The following is a 20,113-nucleotide window of genomic DNA, read 5'->3' on the forward strand; positions in this document are numbered from 1 at the left end:
TTTCTAGTGTGTGGGTTTTGCTTCTGCTGTCTGTGAGAGTGCAGCATCAGCCGCTTTGTCCCGTGCAGCCAGAACCGTATACACGCAAGGCAGTACAAACAGGGTAAACAGGGTTCCCACCGACATCCCCGTAGCAATCACTATCCCTATATCGAAACGACTGACGGCTCCGGCCCCTGTCGCGAATATCAGTGGCACCATGCCAAAGACCATTGCAGCCGTTGTCATCAGCACCGGGCGCAGGCGAATCGCAGCGGCTTCCTCTACCGCCTCACGTGCCGACAACCCTTTATGGTGACGTAGCTGATTGGCGAACTCGACGATCAGGATTCCGTGCTTGCTGATCAGACCGATCAGTGTCACCAGCCCTACCTGCGTGTAGATATTCATGCTCGACAGCCCGAGGAACAGCGGGATCAATGCCCCGCAGATCGACAGCGGTACGGTGACCAGAATCACCAGCGGGTCGCGGAAACTCTCGAACTGTGCTGCCAGCACCAGAAAAATGATCGCCAGCGCCAACGCAAAGGTCACCCACAGAGCGCTGCCTTCCTGCACGTATTGGCGTGAAGCGCCCGCATAGTCATAGGCAAACCCGGCAGGCGCTTCTTCGCTGGCGATCTGGCGAACTGTCTCGATGGCCTCGCCCATGCTGACGATGGGGAAACCCTGGATGATTGCCGAGTTGAGCTGCTGAAACTGGTTGAGCTGACGGGGTCTGGCCCGGTCACTGATCGTTATCAGTGTGGACAGAGCCAACAGTTTGCCTTCGCTGTTCTTCACGTAATAGTTGTTCAGCCAGCCAGGATTGTCCCGATAGGCTCGCTCTACCTGGGCAATGACCTTGTAGCTGCGACCTTCGATGGTGAAGCGGTTGATTTCCGCCTCGGCCAGCAGAGTCGCCAGCGTGCTGCCCAGGTCCTGCATGGAAACACCCATCTGGGCTGCCTTGGCCCGGTCGATCTCAACCACCACTTCAGGCTTGTCGAAGGCCAGATCGAGATCCATGAATGCGAATTTTCCGGACTCCACAGCACGTTTCTTTATCCGCTCTGCGACCTCCAGCAGCGCGGCATAATCGTTCGGGGTATTGATGACGAACTGGAACGGCAGACCTTCACCGGTACCCGGCAGCGAGGGCAGGTTGAAGCCGAAGATTTGCAGGCCCGGTATCTGCGCCAGCCGTGCCTGAACCTGCGGCAGGATTTCCATCTGGGTACGGCTGCGCTCGTCCCATGGCTTGAGCAGGAAACCACCGATGCCGGTCTGTACACCATTGAAACCGTTGATCTGGAACGAGGAGTAATACTCGGGAAACTCTCGGAATATCTGTACGAACTCATCGGTATAGGTGTTGATGTAATCCAGATTGGTCGGCTGCGGCGAGGTCGCCATCATGAAAATGATGCCCTGATCTTCGTCCGGCGCCAGGTTCGACTGGGTGAACTTGAGCAGCACGGGAATCAGGAACAGGACGATCAAGGCAAACACCAGCACCACCGGGCGGGTGTCGAGGGTGCCGTGCAACAGGCGCTGATAGCGTACTTTCAGACGCTCGAAAAGCTTGTCGAGCTTGTGGGCCAGACCGCTGGCGTTTTCATCGTGGCGCAGTAACAGGGCGCACATCATTGGCGAGAGTGTCAGAGCCACGATGCCCGAAATGACCACCGCCCCGGCAAGCGTCAGGGCAAACTCCTTGAACAGCGCGCCGGTCAGGCCTTCCAGAAAACCGATAGGCGCATACACCGCGGCCAGTGTGATGGTCATCGAGACCACCGGCATGGCGATCTCCCGCGCCCCTTCAATGGCGGCGTCGAACGGAGTCTTGCCTTCCTCGATATGGCGATGGATGTTTTCCACCACCACAATTGCATCGTCGACCACCAGACCGATGGCCAGCACCATCGCCAGCAATGTCAGCAGGTTGATCGAGTAGCCCATCAACTGCATGAAGAACAACACGCCAATCATCGACAGCGGAATGGTGATGACCGGAATCAGCACCGAACGCAGTGCGCCGAGGAACAGGAACACGATCACTACCACGATCAGTACTGCCTCGATCAGGGTTTTCACGACCTCGTAAATCGAAGCCTGGATGAACAGCGTTGCGTCATAGGCGATGGACACCTTTAGGCTGGGCGGCAACTGGCTTTCCAGCTCCGGCATGATGCGCCGCACTTCCTTGATCACATCCAACGGGTTGGAACTGGGAGTCCCCTTGATGCCGATATAGACCGAGGGTATGCCATCGAAGGAGCTGACCGCGTTGTAGCTCTCTGCGCCCATTTCCACCCGCGCTACATCCCCCAGCAGCACCCGGCTGTCGCCATCGGTCTTCAGTGGAATCGCGGCAAAGGCTTCGGCGGACTTGAGGTCGGTGGTGGCGTTGATGCTGGTGACCACGTATTCGCCTTTGACCTCACCGGCCGCCGACAGGAAGTTATAGCGGCGTACTGCATTGGTGACATCGGCGGCCGTCAGCCCGAAGCCGGCCAGCCGTACCGGGTCCAGCCAGAGGCGCATGGCGAAGACCTGATTGCCGAGGATTTCTGCTTCGGCCATGCCGGGCAACGTGGCCAGCTTGGGCTGGATGACCCGTGACAGGTAGTCGGTGATCTGTGGATTGCTCAGTTCGGAGCTGTAGAAGCTGATGTACATCAGCGCCGAAGCGTTGGCTGCTTCCTTGCTCAGTACCGGGTCCTCGGCGTCTTGCGGCAGTTTGTTCTTGACCTCGTTGGCCTTGGCCAGCAGCTCGGTGAACAGGCGGTCGCTGTCGGCACCGATGCGTGCATAGATCGTGATCACCGAAAAGTTCTGGCGGCTGACCGACGTCATGTAGTCGATGCCTTCGGCGCTGGCCAGGCTCTGTTGCAGCGGCTGAGTAATGTAGCCCTGAATGGTTTCGGCATTGGCGCCGGGATACGCCGTGGTCACGGTGATCATGGCGTTTTCCATCTGCGGATACTGGCGGATGGTCAGCTTGCTGAACGCCTGGAAACCCAGCAGCACGATCAGCAGGCTGACCACGGTCGCCAGTACCGGGCGGCGAATGAACGGATCTGTAAATGCCATGAGAAATTCCTTGATCAGTCAGCGCGTGGCTGGCTGTTCGGATCGGCCGGCAAGGTCTTGTCGGCGCTGATGGCCACATGGGTTCCGTTGTCGAGCTTGAGCTGCCCGCCGCTGACAACCTGCTCGCCAGCCTTGATCCCTCTGACGATGATGACCATCCCGGCGCGGCGTTCACCGGTTTCGACGAAGTGTCGTTCGACCGCCAGTTGTTGCTGGCCTGCGGCGTCTTTTTCCGGTTCGCCCTTGTCGTTTTTCTTCGGTACGACGACAAACACCGAGTTGCCATAGAGGGTGTAGGTAATTGCACTTTCCGGCACCACGATCTGGCTTGGAGCACTGGGCAATACGACCTGCAGGCTGGCGAACATGCCCGGCAGCAGCCTGCTTTCAGGGTTGGGCAGGGTGGCGCGAATCAGCACGTTGCGGGTGGTCTCATCGACCCTGGGGTTGATGGCGCTGACCCTGGCTTCAAATTGCTGCTCCGGATAGGCCGCGACACTGAGCCGGACTGTCTGGCCAATGGCGATCTTCGGCAGGGCCTGCTCCGGCACGTAGAAGTCGACATAGAGGCTGCTCAGGTCCTGCAGGGTAGCGATGACCGTTCCGCTGGCCAGGTAATCGCCCACATCCACCTGACGAATGCCGATGGTGCCGCTGAATGGCGCGAGTATCTGTTTCTTGGCCAAAGAGGCCTTGAGCTGGGCGACGGTTGCGCCGGCTTTTTTCAGTTGTGCGGCGAGCTTGTCGAAGTCCCCTCTGGAAATCGCCTGATCACCCACCAGCCTGCTGCCGCGACCGTGTTCAACCTGTGCCAGCCCCAGATCCGCCTCGGCAGTGCCCAGCAGGCCCTTTTCGACATCGCTGTCCAGTTGCAGCAAGGGCTGACCAACCCTGACCTTTTGTCCTGACTCGAATTGCACGGCCTTTACCGTGCCGGCGATTTCCAGGCTCAGGTCGACGCCCTGCAAGGCCTTGAGGGTGCCGATGGCGGGTAGAAGGTTTTGCCACGGTTGTTCGCTGGCAGTGGCCACAGCCACGCTGACCGGTGGTTTTGGGGCGCTGAATTGCTGAATCTGCCGATAAATGGAGAGGGCCTTGTAGCCCGCCAGTAAAAGCACTACAAGCAGAACAAAGCCCAGCATGATCAGCATGCGCCGACGCACCATACTGCACTTCCTTTGGAGATATTTAACCTGAGAAGCAGGCTAGCTCCAGCGCCGGATATTGCAAACCGGCAGGGCGTAGGACATTTCTTTATTTATGGTCGTAGGACCGGATTTATCCGAGAAGAGGCCAGTACATTCTCAAAACGCCTTCCCGGATGAATCCGGTCCCACAGACAATCACACCAGATGCAAATGGTTGTCCCAGAGCCCTGCCGGCAGATCCAGAGGTTTAGCCAGCAATTGGGGCTGGCGGCAGTCGTAGAAGCGGCAGCGGCCCTGACCGGAGGTCACGACAAAGCCATCGGCAACCGCACCCACGCCTGCACAGTCAGGCAGAGGCGCGTCGAGTTTCACTGCACCGCTGTCCAGATCCCAGATAAAGAGCCGGTTGCCACGGGGCGCTGTCAGTGCAACCAGTCGCAGGTCGCTGTGTACCGCAACGCTGGCGGTGTAATGCCCCATCGCCCGCAATTGCTCTTCGGCTACGGGAAAGGCCTGGAAGGGTTGACCCGGACGCTTGATCGCCAGCAGTTCGGAGGACTCATGGGCATCGCCCATGAATTGCTGCCCGGCGACAATGGTGCCGTCGCTGGCAATTCCCATGTGGCGCACGCTGTTCATCTGTTGCCTGAGGGTTTCCTTGCTCAGCAGTGTGCCGTCGCGTTGCATCAGCACCAGGCTGGGCTCCATGGCATGCAGGTTCATCTCTACCCGGCTTTCGGCCTCGGTGCGAATACCGCCGTTGGCAACTACCAGCGTTTCGCCGTCCGGCATCCACGACACCTGATGCGGGCCGATGCCGTGAGTGGGGATCTCTGCCGAATGCACCAGTCGTTCATCGACAAAACGATAAACGCCCAGCAGGCCTCGACCGGGATCGGTAGTGTCGTTTTCCGTGGCGTACAGCCACTCGCCATCGCCATGGATCACGGCGTGGCCGTAGAAATGCCGGTTCGGCTGCGAAGTGATGGTTTGCAGCAGGCGACCGTCGCGCAGGTCGATCAGGTAGCTTTCAGTGCCGGGCCTGCGGGCGATGAATACTGCCAGCGGCAAGGACGGGTGATTGATGATGTCATGGCAACGCTGGGCGACCTGGGTTGCGAACACCTGCGTGCCGTCGAGCCGGTAGCCCACTGCGTAGTGCCTTGCGTCGCCATCGTCGCGAGCGGAAAGCAGCAGGGGGCTTTTGCCTTTTTGCCGAAACAGAGTCCAGCCGCCCAGCGTACAAGCGCTGAGTAACAGGCTGCCAAGAGCCAGGGCCTGACGTCGCAACATCATCTACAACCTCTCGATCAATCGCCGTCGTTGGCGTTGAAGCCCAACTGAATACCCAGAGCTTTTGCCAGCTCGCCTTCATGGAGGCGGTGAACCACGTTCAGGCTGTCGTAAAACGCATTGAGCTGCTGACGGCCGGCTTCGCTGGCCAGCAGGTCGGCCAGTGGCGGCTTGAGTTCCGACAGCAGTTTGCGGCTGGCAGCGTAGGCTGCGTCGATCTTGTCGGCCAGTGGTTTCTGCTCGGCGGGCAACAGACCCCGCAGCCCTTTGTTATCCACGCCGACCCAGACGGTCTGGGCGCTGATCAGGCTGGCTTCCAGGCTGCTGAGCGAAGACTTGCTGCGCCAGGAGTCGGCCTGGAACGGTTGCGGCTGGCCCTTGGTCTGGCGACCCAGTGGTGTGCCCAGTTTTTTCTTCAGGCTGTCCAGCGCGGTGACCTGTACACGCAGCACTTCGGCGATGGCTTCGTGGGAGTCGGCATAGCGCGTGTTCGGGAACTTGCTCAGTTGCGCGAGCATGCCGTCGTTGCTGTTCCAGCGGCTGAGAATTTCCTCGGCCAGGATCTTCTGGCGCTCACCGATTGCCATCAGCAACGGGCAGTAACGGGCTTTCTGTTCGGCGTTGGCCATGTCGATTTCGGCATCGAACAGGATGTATTCATAAGCCGACAGCCCTTGAACCACGACGCTGGCCTTGGACAGTTCTTCGGCACTGATCTGCGGCTGGGCGTTGACCAGTTGTTCGACCTGACGTCCGACCAGATTTTTCTTGTCCGGCCAGAACTGCACTTGCCAGGCACGGTTGCCTTCGGCCAGCGGCCCGATCAGTAATGGCTGCAACTCGGCCCAGGTTTTCTGTGCTTTCAGGAAGTCGGCGCGTGCGCTTTCCAGATCGGTTTTGCCCTGGCAGAAGGCAATTGCGCTGCTGGCCAGCTGGCGATCGGCTTCGACCCAGCGGCTGTAGGTCGGCAGGATCACCTGCTTGGCGATGGCGGCAGAGGTGACGGCTTGTGGGTCCGATGGTGCGCAGGCGCCCAGAGCCAGGGCTGCCAGGCTGGTAAACAACAACTTGGGTCGGAACATGTCCGGCTCCTTATTTTTAAAAGGGAATGCTTATAACGAATTCAGGAACGCCAACAGCGCCGCACGCTGCTCGGCGTCGAAAGCCAATACCTGTCGCTGTGCTGCCTGGGCTTCGCCGCCGTGCCACAGTATCGCCTCCATCACGTTGCGAGCGCGACCATCATGTAGAAATTGTGTGTGCCCGCTGACGGTAGCGGTCAGGCCCAGGCCCCAGAGCGGCGGTGTACGCCATTCGCGGCCAGTGGCCTGGAACTCGGTCCGGTTGTCGGCCAGGCCTTCGCCCATATCGTGCAGCAACAGGTCGCTGTAGGGACGAATCACCTGATTGGCCAGCTCAGGCTCTGCCGCATCGGCGCGGGTGGTGAATTGCGGTGTGTGGCATTGCTGGCAGCCTGCCTTGAAGAACAGGTTCTTGCCCGCCAGTACTTGCGGATCATCCACATTGCGACGTGCCGGAACAGCCAGGTTGCGGGTATAGAACTCCACCAGCCGCAGAATATTGTCGCTGACCTCCGGTTCGCCGTTGGGGCCATTACCGTTTGGTGCATCGCGGCAAACCGTTTGCACCGGGGTACAGTCATCGGAAGTTTTCAGGCTGGTGGTCAAGCCCATATCACCCGAGAATGCGTGGACATTCTGTTGATTGAGCGTGGGTTGCCCGGCCTTCCAGCCGAAGCGCCCCAAGACGACCTTTTGCTGCACATCGTCCCAGACCCAGTTGGCGCGTCCGGAAATACCGTTGCCATTCTTGTCGTCAGGGTCGTCATTGGCCAGGATCGCCGCTTCGGGAATCGCCTCAAGCAGTCCCAGACCGATCATGGGCGGGGCAATGCGCGCCGAAGCGTGGGTGTCGGGGTGCATGGGGCCATAGCCCAGTTGCGTGATACGCAAGGTCGGCTGACGCAACTCGACAGTCATACCATCGCGAAAGCGAATGGTCAGAGGATCGTACTCGACCCGCACCTTGCCTTCCGGCGCGATACCAGGGATCGACATGTCCTGTAGCTGTCCGCCATAACTCGGCTCGGGCACCACACCGTTGCGCTTGATGACCTCGGCATACGCCGGGCTGTTCGGAATCGAAAGCCTTACCAGCATCGACACGGCATTGGTGTCGCCGGGCTCTGGCGGATGGCCGCGACCATCCTTGATATGGCAGTTCTGGCAGGCATTGGTATTGAATAACGGACCCAGCCCGTCACGGGCAGTGGTGGTCGAGGGCGCGATAACCCAGGGGTTGCGGAAGAAACTGTTGCCGACACTGAAGTCCAGCCTGCGCACCGGCGAGAGATTGGCTGACGGCATGGAGAAGGCGTTCTGATCGCTTTTCTTTACCGTAGCAGCACCGCCAGACAGAGCTTCCCCCGGTTCTGCCTGAGTGAAACGCGGCGCGTCATCGCACGCAATCAGGACCAGAGCCGAGAACAAAACAAGGGACAGGCGCAGCGGCATACTCATACGAATTCTGCAACGAGCTGAAAATCAGGGCGAGCAAGCTTATCAGCCTGATGGGTTTGGAATAAGAAAAGTTATCGTTTGCTCGGGCTGAGGCAACGTATTGTTACTAAATCGCGGGCTGGGCGGCTTTTGAAAGGCGACGCGGCTGCTTTGTTTTTTTGCAGGAGAAAGGCATGAAAAATGCCAGTCAGCAAACCTGACTGGCATTCGGTATTGCAGGCTCTGAGCCTCCGGTTACATCACGGATCAGAACTCGTGATCGGCGTTGTCCGGGTTCAGGTCGGTGATGCCGAGCTTGCCAGCGGCTTGCTCGATGGCGCCGGTCTGTTTGACCAGTGCAGCAATGGCGTCACGTACCACTTGATTGCCTGTGGTGTTGCCCGCAGCGATCAGTTGGTCGAAGTGTTCGCCTTTGTTGGCATGATCGACGATCACTTGCAGCTTGGCCTGGGTGTCGTCCAGGTCGGCGCGCAGTGTGGCGTCGGTGGCCGGGTCAACCTTGGCGACCAGAGACGAGATGCTTGGGCCGGTGATCTTGCTGCCGTCGGTGCGGGTGTATTCGCCCAGGTAGACGTTGCGGATGCCTTTGCCGTTGTAGAAGTGCGAGTTGTGCGTGTTGTCGCTGAAGCAATCGTGTTCGTCTTCGCTGGAGTTGGCTTCCAGAGCCACTTTCATGCGCTCGCCGGCCAGTTCGCCCAGCGACAGGCTGCCCATGCCGAACAGCATTTTGCGCAGGCCGTTTTCGCCGGACTCCGCTTCCAGGGAAGCACGATAGTTATCGGCGACACCGGCTTTCCAGTTGCCCGACATTTCTTCCAGATCGGTTACCAGCAGGTCGGTCACCGCCTTGAGGTAGGCGCGACGACGATCGTTGTGGCCGCCGGTTGCGCCGGCACCTTCCAGATAGTCGCTGGCAGGACGTGCGCCGGCGCCAGGGCCGGTGCCGTTCAGGTCCTGGCCCCAGAGCAGGAATTCGATGGCGTGGTAGCCGGTGGCGACGTTGGCCTCGGAACCGCCCAGCTCATTTAGGCTGGCGAGTTTCTCGGGCGTGATGTCCTTGACGTCGACCTTGTCTTCGCCGACCTGGATTTCAGTGTTGGCAATGATGTTGGCAGTAGCGCCCGGGTTGCCCAGCGCGTGCTGGTAATCCTTGGCCACGTAGTCGATCAGGCCTTCGTCCAGGGGCCAGGCGTTAACCTGACCTTCCCAGTCGTCGATGATGGTATTGCCGAAGCGGAAGACTTCGCTCTGCATGTAAGGCACGCGGGCGGCAACCCAGGCATCACGGGCGGCCTTGAGGGTCTGGTCGCTCGGTGCGGCGAGGAATGCATTGACTGCGGTCTGCAGGTTCTTGGCAGCGGTTTCGGCATCGCTGAACACGGCAAAGACAATATTGGTGTAGTTGGCGACCACGGCCTTGGCGGCGGCGTCATCGGTCTGGGTTGCCGCTGCCGGAGCAGGTGCGGCAGGCGCTGCTGCCGGAGTCACAGGAGCTGCAGCAGGAGCGGGAGCGGCTGCCTTGTCCTTGCCTTCGCCGCAACCGGCGAGGGAGATAGCTATGGCCAGCAGACTAGCTGTTGCCAGAGGCATACGAATCATGACGAATTCCTGCGTCTAGGGGATTTATGGCGCCGAGCGCCCAGAAAAACTGCGACATAATGCGAAAGATTTGCATTCGGTGTAAAGGCATAACGCCCTTAAAGTCGTGAACGAGCATTCGACGACGTGTAACTGTCGGTTTCAAGACAACCGGATATTGATCGTAGGAGCGAATTCATTCGCGAGAGGCCGGCACATGCAATGGAAATGCATCGCCTGCTGCTTTCGCGTATGAATTGGCTCCTGCCTTGTGCCGCGCAACTACCTACAGGGCTTCTGCCTGGCTGCGTTGGGCCTGTTTCAGGTAAGGCAGAATTTCACGGCCGGGAAGGGGCTTGCTGTAGAGGTAGCCCTGACCTTCGTGGCAGCCTTCGGAAATGATGTAGGCTTCCTGCTCGCTGGTTTCCACACCTTCGGCAATGACCTGCATGCCCAGGCTTTTACCCAGCTGGATAATGGCGCGCACGATGGTCGCGTCGTCATCGTCGTCGATCAGGTCCTGCACAAAGCTCTTGTCGATCTTGATCTTGTCCAGCGGCAGGCTCTTGAGATAACTCAGGGACGAATAGCCGGTACCGAAGTCGTCAATGGCGATCAGCGCCCCGGAGCGGCGAAGGCTGAGCAAGTGTTGAGCGGCAGTGTTGATATCTTCCATCAGGCCGGTTTCAGTGACTTCCAGCTCCAGGCTGCGTGGCGGCAGGCGGTAGATCTGTAGCAGGTTGTTCACCACTCGCGGCAGTTCCGAGTGGTGCAGTTGCACGGTGGACAGGTTGACCGCCATGCGCAATTCGGTGAAGCCCTGATCGTGCCATTCGCGCAGCTGGCGGCAGGCCTGATCGAGCACCCATTCCCCGATGGCGATAATGGTGCCGTTCTGTTCTGCCAGAGGGATGAAGACATCGGGCGGTACTAGGCCGTGCTCCGGGTGTTGCCAGCGGATCAGCGCTTCGACGCCCATCACGCGATGGTCGCGATAGCTGATCTGTGGCTGATAGACCAGATAGAACTGGCCACGGGGCAGGGCTTCGCGCAGGTCTTTTTCCAGTTCGCGGCGACGGCGCATTTCGCTGTCGACACTGGCTATATAGAACTGGTAGCGATTGCGCGAGCGCGTCTTGGCCAGGGTCATGGTCTGTTCGGCTTTTTGCAGCAGCTTCTCGGTGCTGTCGCCGTCTTCCGGGAACAGCGTGATGCCGATGGTCGCGCGCAGGCGGATCTCCTGAAGATCCAGCGCGAACGGCGCTTCGAGATCATCAAGAATGTTCTGCGCCAGTTCCGCGGCTTCGTAAGGCTGTTCGATATCGGCCTGAACCAGAGCGAACTGGTCGCCACCCAGTCGCGCCAGAGCGCCGAGCCTGCCGCTGTGGGCGCGCAGCCGGTCCGCCAGAGCCAGAAGCAACTGGTCGCCCGTCTGGTAACTGAATTGTTCGTTGATGCCCTTGAAGTCATCCAGGCCGACACACAGCACCGCAACGCGACGTTGCAAGCGCCCGGCATCCACGAGAATCTTGTCCAGTTGAGTCTGTAATTGCAGGCGGTTGGGCAACCCGGTCAGGAAGTCATATTGGGCCATGCGTTGCAGGCTGTTTTCGGCTTCGTGACGCAGGTGCGTGTTGCGTTCGATAGAGGCCAGCAACTGATTGGCGGTATTGACCCAGATACCCAGTTCGTTCTTTTCATGGCCCTTGAGCAATGGCAATTGATGCTCGCTGGGGCGATCCGGGTTGATGCTGGTCAGATGCTCGATGATTTTGGACAGCGGCTTGGTCAGCAGCCAGTGATAGACCAGATACAGCACCAGCCCCATGGCCAGTGCGCGCAACACCCCGGAGATGAAAATGATCACGGCATTGATGATGAAGCTCTCGCCGTAGTTGGCGGTATCCAGAGTGATGCGCAGATCGCCGTAGTATTCGCTGTAAGGGCTGCGGCCGACCAGTTGGGTCGTGAAACTGCGCTCCTGGCCGAGAATGAGGTCTGTCAGCCAGCGAGTGGAAGAGATTTTCAGAGGGCGCTCTTTTTCCGCGAGCAACGTTTCGTTCGGGTGCCCGATGGACGCCATGCGAACGGAGTTGTCCTGAAACAATCCTTCGATGACCTGCATGCCCATTTCCCGGTCCAGGCTGTACACCGCCTGGGTCGAAGGATCGCGGAACATGTCCAGAATACGTTCGGCATCGCTGGCCACGTTCTGGCGAGTCTTGTAAGCATCGAAGACGATTTGCGCGCAACTCAACACAACGCCTACGAACAGCGCTGACAGTAGTACCACGCGCAGCAACTTAACCGACAAGCTGTGTTTGAGTTCCAGCTTCAAATGGTCATTCCTTAATTCGTGCCGGGAGCGTGCAACCCTACAACCATCGAAAAACCAGCTGTGTCAGCCTCGTGACGAGCGCGCGCTCATCTGGCCGATTTCTGCTTCTCTTGTCCTGCTTACCCGCAAGATTGGATCCGGGGCGATTCTACTATGTCGGACAAGTATGCATGGAACTTGAGCATGACTCTGTAAATACAAGAAGTAATATTAGTCTGCTATTGCTTTCTGGCAACATACAAAACATTAGTGTCAGGTTAACGATTGAATGCCCCCGCTTGCACGAAGCGGGGGAAGATGCCCGTACTAGAGCGTTGCCTGCCAGAGTTAGTCAGGCCAGTTGTTGTACGACTTCGATGAAGGCTTGGCGAAATGCCTGCATTTCTGCCTCTGTGCCGATGCTAACCCGCACCCAGGTCGGCCAGACATCCCACTTCCTGCCAATCAGAATCTTGCGCCTGGCCAACCCCTCAATGACACGCTCGGCCGGGTGGCCCGTATCGATCATGAAGCAATTGGCCTGCGAAGGCGTGCAGGTGAATCCATGGCTGGCGAGAAAGGCCCGGGTCTGTTCGCGCACCCGGGTATTGAGCTGCTTGCGCTGCCTCACCAGATCGGGGTCTTCAAGGCTGGCCATACCCCCCATGGCGGCAGGCAACGAGACAAAATTATTGCCGCCCCATACTTCGATTTTCTCCAGCAGTTCAGGATGCCCCACTGCCAGACCCAGCCTGGCTCCAGCCATGCCGTAGAGCTTGGAGAAGGTTCTCAGAACCAGCACATCCTTGCGCTTGGCTGCCAGCGGAATAAGGCTGCGGGCATCCGAGAAATGAATGTACGCCTCATCGATCAACACCACCGAACCTTCGGGTTTTGCGAGGATGGCTTTCTCTATCTGATGCTGCGCTGTCACGGTTCCGGTGGGATTGTTGGGGTTGCAGATGTAAATCAGGCCTGGCGTCGTGTCGACCTTGAGCATGGCCTCGACATCATGCGAGCCATCGGGCAGCAGGGGCACTTCATGGAACGCGACCTGCTGACTGTTCGCGGCTTCGACAGGCGCATCGTAGGATGGCGTGGCGAGAGCAAGGCTTCGGTTCTCATCGGTGAACGCTGCAATCGCGTACTGCAAGGGTTCACGCGAGCCGCTGTAAGCATGTACGTAATCGCTGGGTATCTGATTCTGTCTGGCGAACAGTTCGATCAGCTTCAATTGCGCGCCATAGTGATAGCGTCCTGTCGAAGCCGCACCGTCCTGCATCTTTTCCAGGGCCAGGGCAGATGGGCCTAAATGGCTTTCATTGAAGTTGAGATGAATCTTGTCATTGCTGGCGGGGTTGTTTGTCCGTGGTGCGGCTGAACTGATTCCTGGCAGCGCCAGGCTCGCAGATGCCAGTGCGGAGAGGGTAACGAAAGAACGACGGCTGACCGATGACATGGAGTAAGTCCCTTGTTGGTTGCGAACGTCTGCACTCGTAATGGCGCATTGATGTGATGCAGGCCTTGAGTGGCGGGGTCTTCGTTGATGAAAACGATAGCAAGCGAAGGATATTTACCGGGAGGCATTCGGGAGGGCAGGAGGGGGTGTCGGCACGGTGCAGGATTTCTTTTTAAATCAAAGGTCTGAACGGCGAGCAATAAAAAACCCGGCATTGCCGGGTTTCTTGTATGAAGCAGGAATCAGGCAGCGTATTGCTTGGCCACGAAGTCCCAGTTCACCAGGTTCCAGAACGCTTCGACGTATTTTGGACGCATGTTGCGATAGTCGATGTAGTAAGCGTGTTCCCAGACGTCGCAGGTCAGCAGCGGAGTGTCGCCGCTGGTCAGCGGGTTGCCTGCACCGATGGTGCTGGCCAGTGCCAGGGAGCCGTCAGCTTTCTTCACCAGCCAGCCCCAGCCAGCGCCGAAAGTGCCGATGGTGGTTTTGCTGAACTCTTCCTTGAACTTCTCGAAAGAGCCGAATGCTGCGGTGATGGCCTCGGCCAGAGCGCCGGTTGGCTCGCCGCCGCCTTTTGGCGACAGGCATTCCCAGTAGAATGTGTGGTTCCAGACCTGAGCGGCGTTGTTGAAGATACCGCCCGAAGAAGTCTTGATGATTTCTTCCAGAGTCTTGCCTTCGAACTCGGTGCCTGGCACCAGGTTGTTCAGGTTCACGACATAGGTGTTGTGGTGCTTGTCGTGGTGATATTCCAGTGTCTCAGCGGAAATGTGCGGCACCAGAGCGTCTTTTTCGTAGGGCAGCGGTGGCAATTCAAAAGCCATGGTTTATCTCCTTATCAGGTCAGTTGCGGTAATCGCAAGGCCGATCACGGGCGGCCAGATACAGCATGCACCGGGAGTTTTACTCTTTTTCGGCGCAGACCCCGGATCATAGCACCGGCCCTGCGCCTTAACCACGCAACAAGTGTGTGGGATAAAGGTTCCAAAGCCTTTTCTCATTAAAAGGGACAAACTCTCAACTCGCCCTGATCAGTTGTGCTGCGACACTGAACATCATGACTGCCACCATCAGATCCAGCAGCCTCCAGGTGGCGGGACGTGCCAGCCATGGAGCGAGCCAGGCCGCGCCGATAGCCAGAGTCGAGAACCACAGCAGTGAAGCGCTGGCGGCACCGGCAACATAGGCGCCGGGTACGCTTTGTTGCGCCCCCAGCGAGCCGATCAGCAAGACCGTGTCGAGATAGACATGCGGGTTGAGCAGCGTGACCGCCAGGGCGCTGAGCAGCACCGCACGACGCGACCTCTGGCCCGCCGTTGCGCTTTGCTCAAGGCTTTGGCGCGAGCAGGCGCGGCGCAGTGCCTGCACGCCATACCAGGTCAGGAAGATCACGCCGCCCCAGCGTGCGACCGCCAGCAAGGCCGGATTCTGTACCAGGATATTGGCCAGGCCGAACACACCAACGGCCACGAGAATTGCATCGCAGACAATACACAGCATCGCCACCGGCACGTGATGTTCGCGTCTCAGGCCTTGGGCCAGGACAAAAGCGTTCTGCGCACCAATGGCCATGATCAGGCCGCCTGCGACCAACAGGCCGTTGAAATAACTGTGCCACATGAAATGAATTCCAGAATGCAGGGGAGAGGTGGCGATTGTCTGAGCTGTGGGTGTATAAGAAAAACCAATATTCCTGATTGCTCATTAGGAAAACTGATGTTCGATTACAAATTACTCTCAGCCCTGGCGGCTGTTGTTGAACAAGCCGGTTTTGAACGTGCGGCACAGGTGCTGGGGTTGTCCCAGTCCGCCGTCTCGCAACGGATCAAGCTGCTTGAAGCCCGGGTCGGCCAGCCGGTGCTGATTCGGGCCACGCCCCCCACGCCGACCGATATCGGCAGACGCTTGCTCAACCATGTGCAGCAAGTGCGTCTGCTGGAGCGCGATCTGCAAAGTCAGGTGCCCGCACTGGACGAAGAAGGCATGCCCGAGCGGCTGCGCATCGCGCTCAACGCCGATAGCCTGGCGACCTGGTGGGCTCCGGCGGTGGGCGCTTTCTGTGCCGAGCAGCGTCTGTTGCTGGATCTGGTGGTCGAGGATCAGGACGTGGGCCTCAAGCGCATGCGTGCCGGTGAAGTGGCCGCCTGCCTGTGTGGCAGCGAGCGACCGGTGGCCGGTGCGCGCAGTCAGTTGCTCGGTGCCATGCGTTATCGTGCGTTGGCCAGCCCGGCCTTTATCGAGCGGCATTTTGCCGAGGGCATCAGCCCCGAAAAGCTGATGCACTCTGCTGCGCTGGTATTTGGCCCCGATGACTTTTTGCAGCATCGCTACCTTGCATTGCTTGGGGGCGAGGGCGGTTTCGAGCATCATCTGTGCCCCTCGTCCGACGGGTTTGTGCGGATGATTGAGGCTGGAGTCGGCTGGGGGCTGGTGCCCGAGTTGCAGGTGCAGGCGCAATTACAGCGAGGGTCGTTGCGCGAGCTGGTGCCTGATCGCTACATCGACGTGCCCTTGTATTGGCACCATTGGCGTAATGGCGGGCAATTGCTGACCCGCCTCACGGCGCATCTGGCGCAACAGGCGAGCCAGTGGTTGGTGCCGCTGGACGACAAGTGAGCGTCAGTGAAGACATATGAAATGTGGGAGCGGTAAATGAAGATTCTGGTCACCGGCGCAAGCGGCTTCATCGGCGGACGCTTTGCGCGTTTTGCTCTGGAGCAGGGCATGAGCGTGCGCATCAATGGTCGTCGGGCCACAGGTGTCGAGCATCTGGTACGACGCGGAGCCGAATTCATTCAGGGTGATCTGGCGGACCCGGAACTGGTCAAGGCCTTGTGTCATGACGTGGAAGCCGTGGTGCATTGCGCCGGCGCGGTCGGTGTATGGGGCACTCGGCAGGATTTTGTCCAGGGCAATGTGCAGCTCACCGAGAACATTGTCGAGGCCTGTCTGAAACAAAGAGTGCGCAGGCTTGTCCATCTTTCGTCACCGTCGATCTATTTCGACGGACGTTCGCACCGCGACATCAAGGAAGAGCAAGTGCCAAGGCGCTTGCACAATCACTACGCCAGCACCAAGTATCTGGCTGAACAAAAGGTGTTTGGCGCTGAAGAGTTCGGGCTTGAAGTCATCGCCTTGCGGCCGCGTTTTGTAACGGGCGCGGGCGACACCAGCATTTTCCCGCGCCTGCTGCACATGCAACGCAAGAAACGCCTGGCAATCGTGGGCAATGGCTTGAACGTGGTGGACTTCACCAGCATGCAGAATCTCAACGAGGCCATGGCAAGCAGTTTGCTGGTAACGGGCTCGGCGCTGGGCAAGGCCTACAACATCAGTAATGGCGCGCCGGTTCCGCTGTGGGATGCCATCAACTATGTCATGCGTCAGATGCAGTTGCCGCAGGTCACGCGCTATCGCTCATACCGGCTGGCGTATGCCGCAGCTGCTATCAACGAGGGCGCATGCCTGTTGTGGCCTGGCCGACCTGAACCCACCCTGTCGAGGTTGGGAATGCAGGTCATGAACAAGGACTTCACGCTTGATATAAGCCGTGCCAGGCATTATCTGGATTACCAGCCGAAGGTCAGCCTCTGGGCTGCGCTGGATGAGTTCTGTGGCTGGTGGTCGGCTCAGCAAGGTGGTTCGCGCTGAAACGGCAACAGAGCCCGGTTATACTGCGCACCTTTGGTTTCAACAGTTTCCTTTTAAAGGGTTACCCATGCGTAACGATCCATACGACGACGTCGATGACGTTCCGAACCTCAGCGCCAAGGACGACGATGACGATGATTTCGTCCCGACCAAGGGCGCCCGCGAGCGTACGACGGTCTACTCGCGCAGCACGCCGGTGGCCAAGGTCAAAGGGCCGAGTACCGGGCCGCTCTGGGCTTTGGTGGGCGCCTTGTTCATTGCGTTCTGTGGCCTGGGCTGGTGGAGTTTCCAGCAGGTTTCCCTGATGGAACAGCAACTGGTCGCCACCCAGGAAAGTTTTGCACGCATCAGTGAAGAAGCGGCAGGCCGCCTGCAGGACATTTCCGGCAAGGTGGTTGCGACCGAATCGCTGAGCAGCGATGGCGAGGCGCTCAAGCAGCGCATCAAGCTGCTTGAAGCGCAACTGGAAGATCAGGACAAGCAGCGCGAAGGTGTCGAAGGGCAGCAAAGCAGCCTGGACAAGCGCCTGGAGCAGATATCCTCGCAAGCTGCGCAACAACAGCACGACAACGCGCAGTTGCAGGAGCAGCTCAAGAACGTTGCGATCGAACTGACGGCCCTCAAGACGGCATTGCCGGATCTGAAAGCCGCACAGAGCGATCAGGCCAGACTCGATGCCCAGCTCAAGAGCCTGAGTACCGATGTGGCGACCCTGAAAAAACAGGGTAACCCCTCGGCGGCCATCGAGCGTCTTGAGCAGGATCTGGTGGTGCTCAAGAGCGAGCAGGAAAATCGACCGGCTCCTTCGGCGGCTGGCAATACTGCCGAGTTCGATGCCTTTCGTGCTCAGGTGACCCGCAACATCAACACCCTGACCAGCCAGATCCAGACGTTGTCGCAGCAGATCAACGCCAGTCGGTAAGACGTAAAGCCTGGCCCGCAGCAACTCTGTTGCGGGCTGGCCCATTTTCAGGTTTCTCGCCTTGGTACAGTGATATTCGCCTGGACAGTGCGAAAAGATACTCTGTCATGCACGTTTCTATTGTAATGAGACTGTTTTTTACAGGTGATTGATTTTTGTTTTTAATAAAGCCTGTTCCAGGCTGTTAAATAAAAGTTAACTCGATAAATAAATATACGAAATAGACAGGCGCAGGCATTACTGTGGAGGTGCGGTTTTAAACAGGAGTTTCAATAATGAATGGAATCAAGAATATGAAAGATGTAGAGAATGAAATGTTCAATGCTGTCGAGGACAGTGCTGAAAGTTATGGCGATGTGGCGGATGTACACGCGGATTCCGGCAAGTTTGCGGAGTTGCAAAAAAGGCCGCCCGTAGGAGTAAAACCACCCAAGTCGGTCATACCGCCAACCAAGCCACCCAAGTTTCCCGTCCGGCCGCAGCGGCCTCCAGTCAAGCCTGTGGCACCTCCCAAACCACCGGTCAAACCGGTACTTCCTCCAAAGCCGCCGGTCAAGCCGACACCTGCAAAGCCTGTCCCGCCAAAACCTGTATCCAGTGGCTCTGCACCCACTGTCGGCGCTTCAAGTCTGCCGCCTGTGCCTGCACGCCCATCGCGTCTGGAAACAACATTGAACGTGATCAATACGGCAACGGGCGTTCTGCAATTGGTCCATCCGCTCAATAGCGTATTCAACCCCAACGGGACCGTCACTTATCCCAATGGGAGTGTTGCCGATGCACAAGGGCAATCGGTCACCAGTCCTGACGGCACGGTGCAGAAAGTGGACGGTACTATCGTGCATGCCGATGGAACCACACAATATGCGGATGGTAGCTATCTGTATAAAGATGGCACCTGGTTACTGGCCGATGGTTCTGTGAAGTATCCCGATGGCCGCTGGAAGTTGGCCGATGGTACGATCACGGATGCAGACGGTAATGTGCAGGGCGTGGTTGAAAGTGCAAAGTAAGTAAAGTGTTTCGATGCAAGAAACCCTGGCTCTTTCGAGTCAGGGTCTTGTGATGCTTATTGCTGTTAAAGGCGCGGATAGTCGATATAACCGACCGGGCCTTTACCGTAGAAGGTTTCCGGATTGGCCGGGTTCAGCGGGGCATCCTTTTCCAGGCGTTCCACCAGATCCGGGTTGGCGATATAAGGCACGCCGAAGGCGACGGCATCGGCCTTGCCTTCTGCCAGCCACGCATTACTGCTGGCCTTGGTGAATCTTTCGTTGACGATGTACACGCCACCGAACGCTTTCTTCAGTTTTGGCCCAAGGCTGTCGCCTGCTTCCTTCTCACGTGCGCACAGGAACGCGATGCCACGCTTGCCCAGTTCGGTCGCCACATAGCCAAAGGTTTCGGCCAGGTTGGCATCACCCATGTCATGGGAGTCTGCGCGCGGTGCCAGATGCACACCGACACGGCCGGCGCCCCAGATTTCGATGATTGCGTCGGTCACTTCCAGCAGCAGACGGGCACGGTTCTCCAGAGAGCCACCGTACTGATCGTTGCGCTGATTGGTGCTGCTTTGCAGGAACTGATCGAGCAGGTAACCGTTGGCGGCATGGATCTCCACACCATCGAAACCGGCAGCCTTGGCGTTTTCTGCACCAATACGGTAGGCCTCGATCACATCACCGATTTCCGCCAGCTCCAGTGCGCGTGGTGTCACGAAGTCGGAGATCGGGCGCAGCAGGCTGACATGGCCCGCTGGCTTGATCGCACTCGGCGCAACAGGTGTTTCGCCGTTCAGATACGAAGGATGGGAAATACGCCCTACGTGCCACAGTTGCAGGACGATACGGCCACCAGCACCATGAACTGCCTTGGTGATATTGCTCCAGCCACGAACCTGATCGTTGGACCAGATACCGGGTGTGTCCGGGTAGCCCACGCCCAGCGGCGTGACGGAAGTGGCTTCACTGATGATCAGGCCTGCCGAGGCGCGCTGTACGTAGTACTCGGCCATCATCGCATTTGGTACCCGGCCTTCGTCGGCACGGCAGCGCGTCAGTGGCGCCATGATGATGCGGTTAGGCAGTTGCAGATCGCCTACGGTGATCGGGTCAAAGATAGTTGTCATGC

The 20,113-nt window shown here is 58.5% G+C and carries 15 protein-coding genes; 4 read left to right on the top strand and 11 right to left on the bottom strand.

Annotated elements, in window-relative coordinates; all coding sequences use genetic code 11:
- Positions 1-3: 3 nt before the first annotated feature.
- From Q6A51_RS17550 to Q6A51_RS17595, 10 genes are all read right to left on the bottom strand, one after another.
- Positions 4-3,075, bottom strand: coding sequence for a multidrug efflux RND transporter permease subunit (locus Q6A51_RS17550; protein WP_304575360.1), 3,072 nt, complete (start codon positions 3,073-3,075; stop codon positions 4-6).
- A 14-nt stretch (positions 3,076-3,089) separates the two neighbouring features.
- The gene (locus tag Q6A51_RS17555; protein WP_201020646.1) at positions 3,090-4,241 is read right to left on the bottom strand and encodes an efflux RND transporter periplasmic adaptor subunit; all 1,152 of its coding nucleotides are present in this window, start codon (positions 4,239-4,241) and stop codon (positions 3,090-3,092) included.
- Between the two features lie 177 nt (positions 4,242-4,418).
- Positions 4,419-5,516, bottom strand: coding sequence for a DUF1513 domain-containing protein (locus tag Q6A51_RS17560; protein ID WP_304575379.1), 1,098 nt, complete (start codon positions 5,514-5,516; stop codon positions 4,419-4,421).
- Between the two features lie 17 nt (positions 5,517-5,533).
- The gene (locus Q6A51_RS17565; protein ID WP_201020645.1) at positions 5,534-6,598 is read right to left on the bottom strand and encodes an imelysin family protein; all 1,065 of its coding nucleotides are present in this window, start codon (positions 6,596-6,598) and stop codon (positions 5,534-5,536) included.
- Positions 6,599-6,628: 30 nt separating this feature from the next.
- Positions 6,629-8,056 (bottom strand): di-heme oxidoreductase family protein, encoded by a 1,428-nt coding sequence (locus tag Q6A51_RS17570; protein WP_201020644.1) that lies wholly within the window; start codon positions 8,054-8,056, stop codon positions 6,629-6,631.
- A 246-nt stretch (positions 8,057-8,302) separates the two neighbouring features.
- Positions 8,303-9,655, bottom strand: a complete 1,353-nt coding sequence (locus Q6A51_RS17575) for an imelysin family protein (protein WP_201020643.1) — start codon at positions 9,653-9,655, stop codon at positions 8,303-8,305.
- Between the two features lie 265 nt (positions 9,656-9,920).
- Positions 9,921-11,972 carry a putative bifunctional diguanylate cyclase/phosphodiesterase gene (locus Q6A51_RS17580; protein ID WP_201007187.1) on the bottom strand — a complete coding sequence of 684 codons (2,052 nt, stop codon included), beginning with the start codon at positions 11,970-11,972 and terminating at the stop codon, positions 9,921-9,923.
- A gap of 331 nt (positions 11,973-12,303) precedes the next feature.
- Positions 12,304-13,410: a pyoverdine biosynthesis transaminase PtaA gene (ptaA, locus tag Q6A51_RS17585; RefSeq protein ID WP_304575361.1), complete on the bottom strand. Its 1,107-nt coding sequence runs from the start codon at positions 13,408-13,410 to the stop codon at positions 12,304-12,306.
- Between the two features lie 242 nt (positions 13,411-13,652).
- The gene (locus Q6A51_RS17590) at positions 13,653-14,234 is read right to left on the bottom strand and encodes a superoxide dismutase (RefSeq protein WP_201020641.1); all 582 of its coding nucleotides are present in this window, start codon (positions 14,232-14,234) and stop codon (positions 13,653-13,655) included.
- 193 nt (positions 14,235-14,427) lie between these two features.
- A complete protein-coding gene (locus Q6A51_RS17595; RefSeq protein WP_201020640.1) occupies positions 14,428-15,030 on the bottom strand; it encodes a LysE/ArgO family amino acid transporter in 603 nt (200 codons plus the stop codon).
- A gap of 96 nt (positions 15,031-15,126) precedes the next feature.
- Here Q6A51_RS17595 and Q6A51_RS17600 point away from each other — a divergent pair, with 96 nt between their 5' ends.
- The 4 genes from Q6A51_RS17600 to Q6A51_RS17615 all read left to right on the top strand — a co-directional run bounded on the left by Q6A51_RS17600 (position 15,127) and on the right by Q6A51_RS17615 (position 18,996).
- Complete coding sequence (locus Q6A51_RS17600) at positions 15,127-16,026, top strand: LysR family transcriptional regulator ArgP (protein WP_304575362.1); 900 nt, start codon at positions 15,127-15,129, stop codon at positions 16,024-16,026.
- Positions 16,027-16,062: 36 nt separating this feature from the next.
- Entirely contained in the window at positions 16,063-17,061 is a 999-nt protein-coding gene (locus Q6A51_RS17605) for an NAD-dependent epimerase/dehydratase family protein (protein WP_201020638.1), read from the top strand.
- A 67-nt stretch (positions 17,062-17,128) separates the two neighbouring features.
- On the top strand, positions 17,129-17,983 hold the full coding sequence (locus Q6A51_RS17610) for an ATPase (RefSeq protein WP_201020637.1): 855 nt from the start codon (positions 17,129-17,131) through the stop codon (positions 17,981-17,983).
- 275 nt (positions 17,984-18,258) lie between these two features.
- Positions 18,259-18,996 (top strand): hypothetical protein, encoded by a 738-nt coding sequence (locus tag Q6A51_RS17615; RefSeq protein WP_304575363.1) that lies wholly within the window; start codon positions 18,259-18,261, stop codon positions 18,994-18,996.
- 65 nt (positions 18,997-19,061) lie between these two features.
- On the opposite strand, the gene Q6A51_RS17620 is transcribed toward Q6A51_RS17615, so the two are convergent.
- Complete coding sequence (locus tag Q6A51_RS17620) at positions 19,062-20,111, bottom strand: alkene reductase (RefSeq protein WP_201020635.1); 1,050 nt, start codon at positions 20,109-20,111, stop codon at positions 19,062-19,064.
- Positions 20,112-20,113 lie beyond the last annotated feature (2 nt).

This window comes from Pseudomonas serbiensis, from assembly GCF_030580745.1.
Lineage (GTDB): Bacteria > Pseudomonadota > Gammaproteobacteria > Pseudomonadales > Pseudomonadaceae > Aquipseudomonas > Aquipseudomonas serbiensis.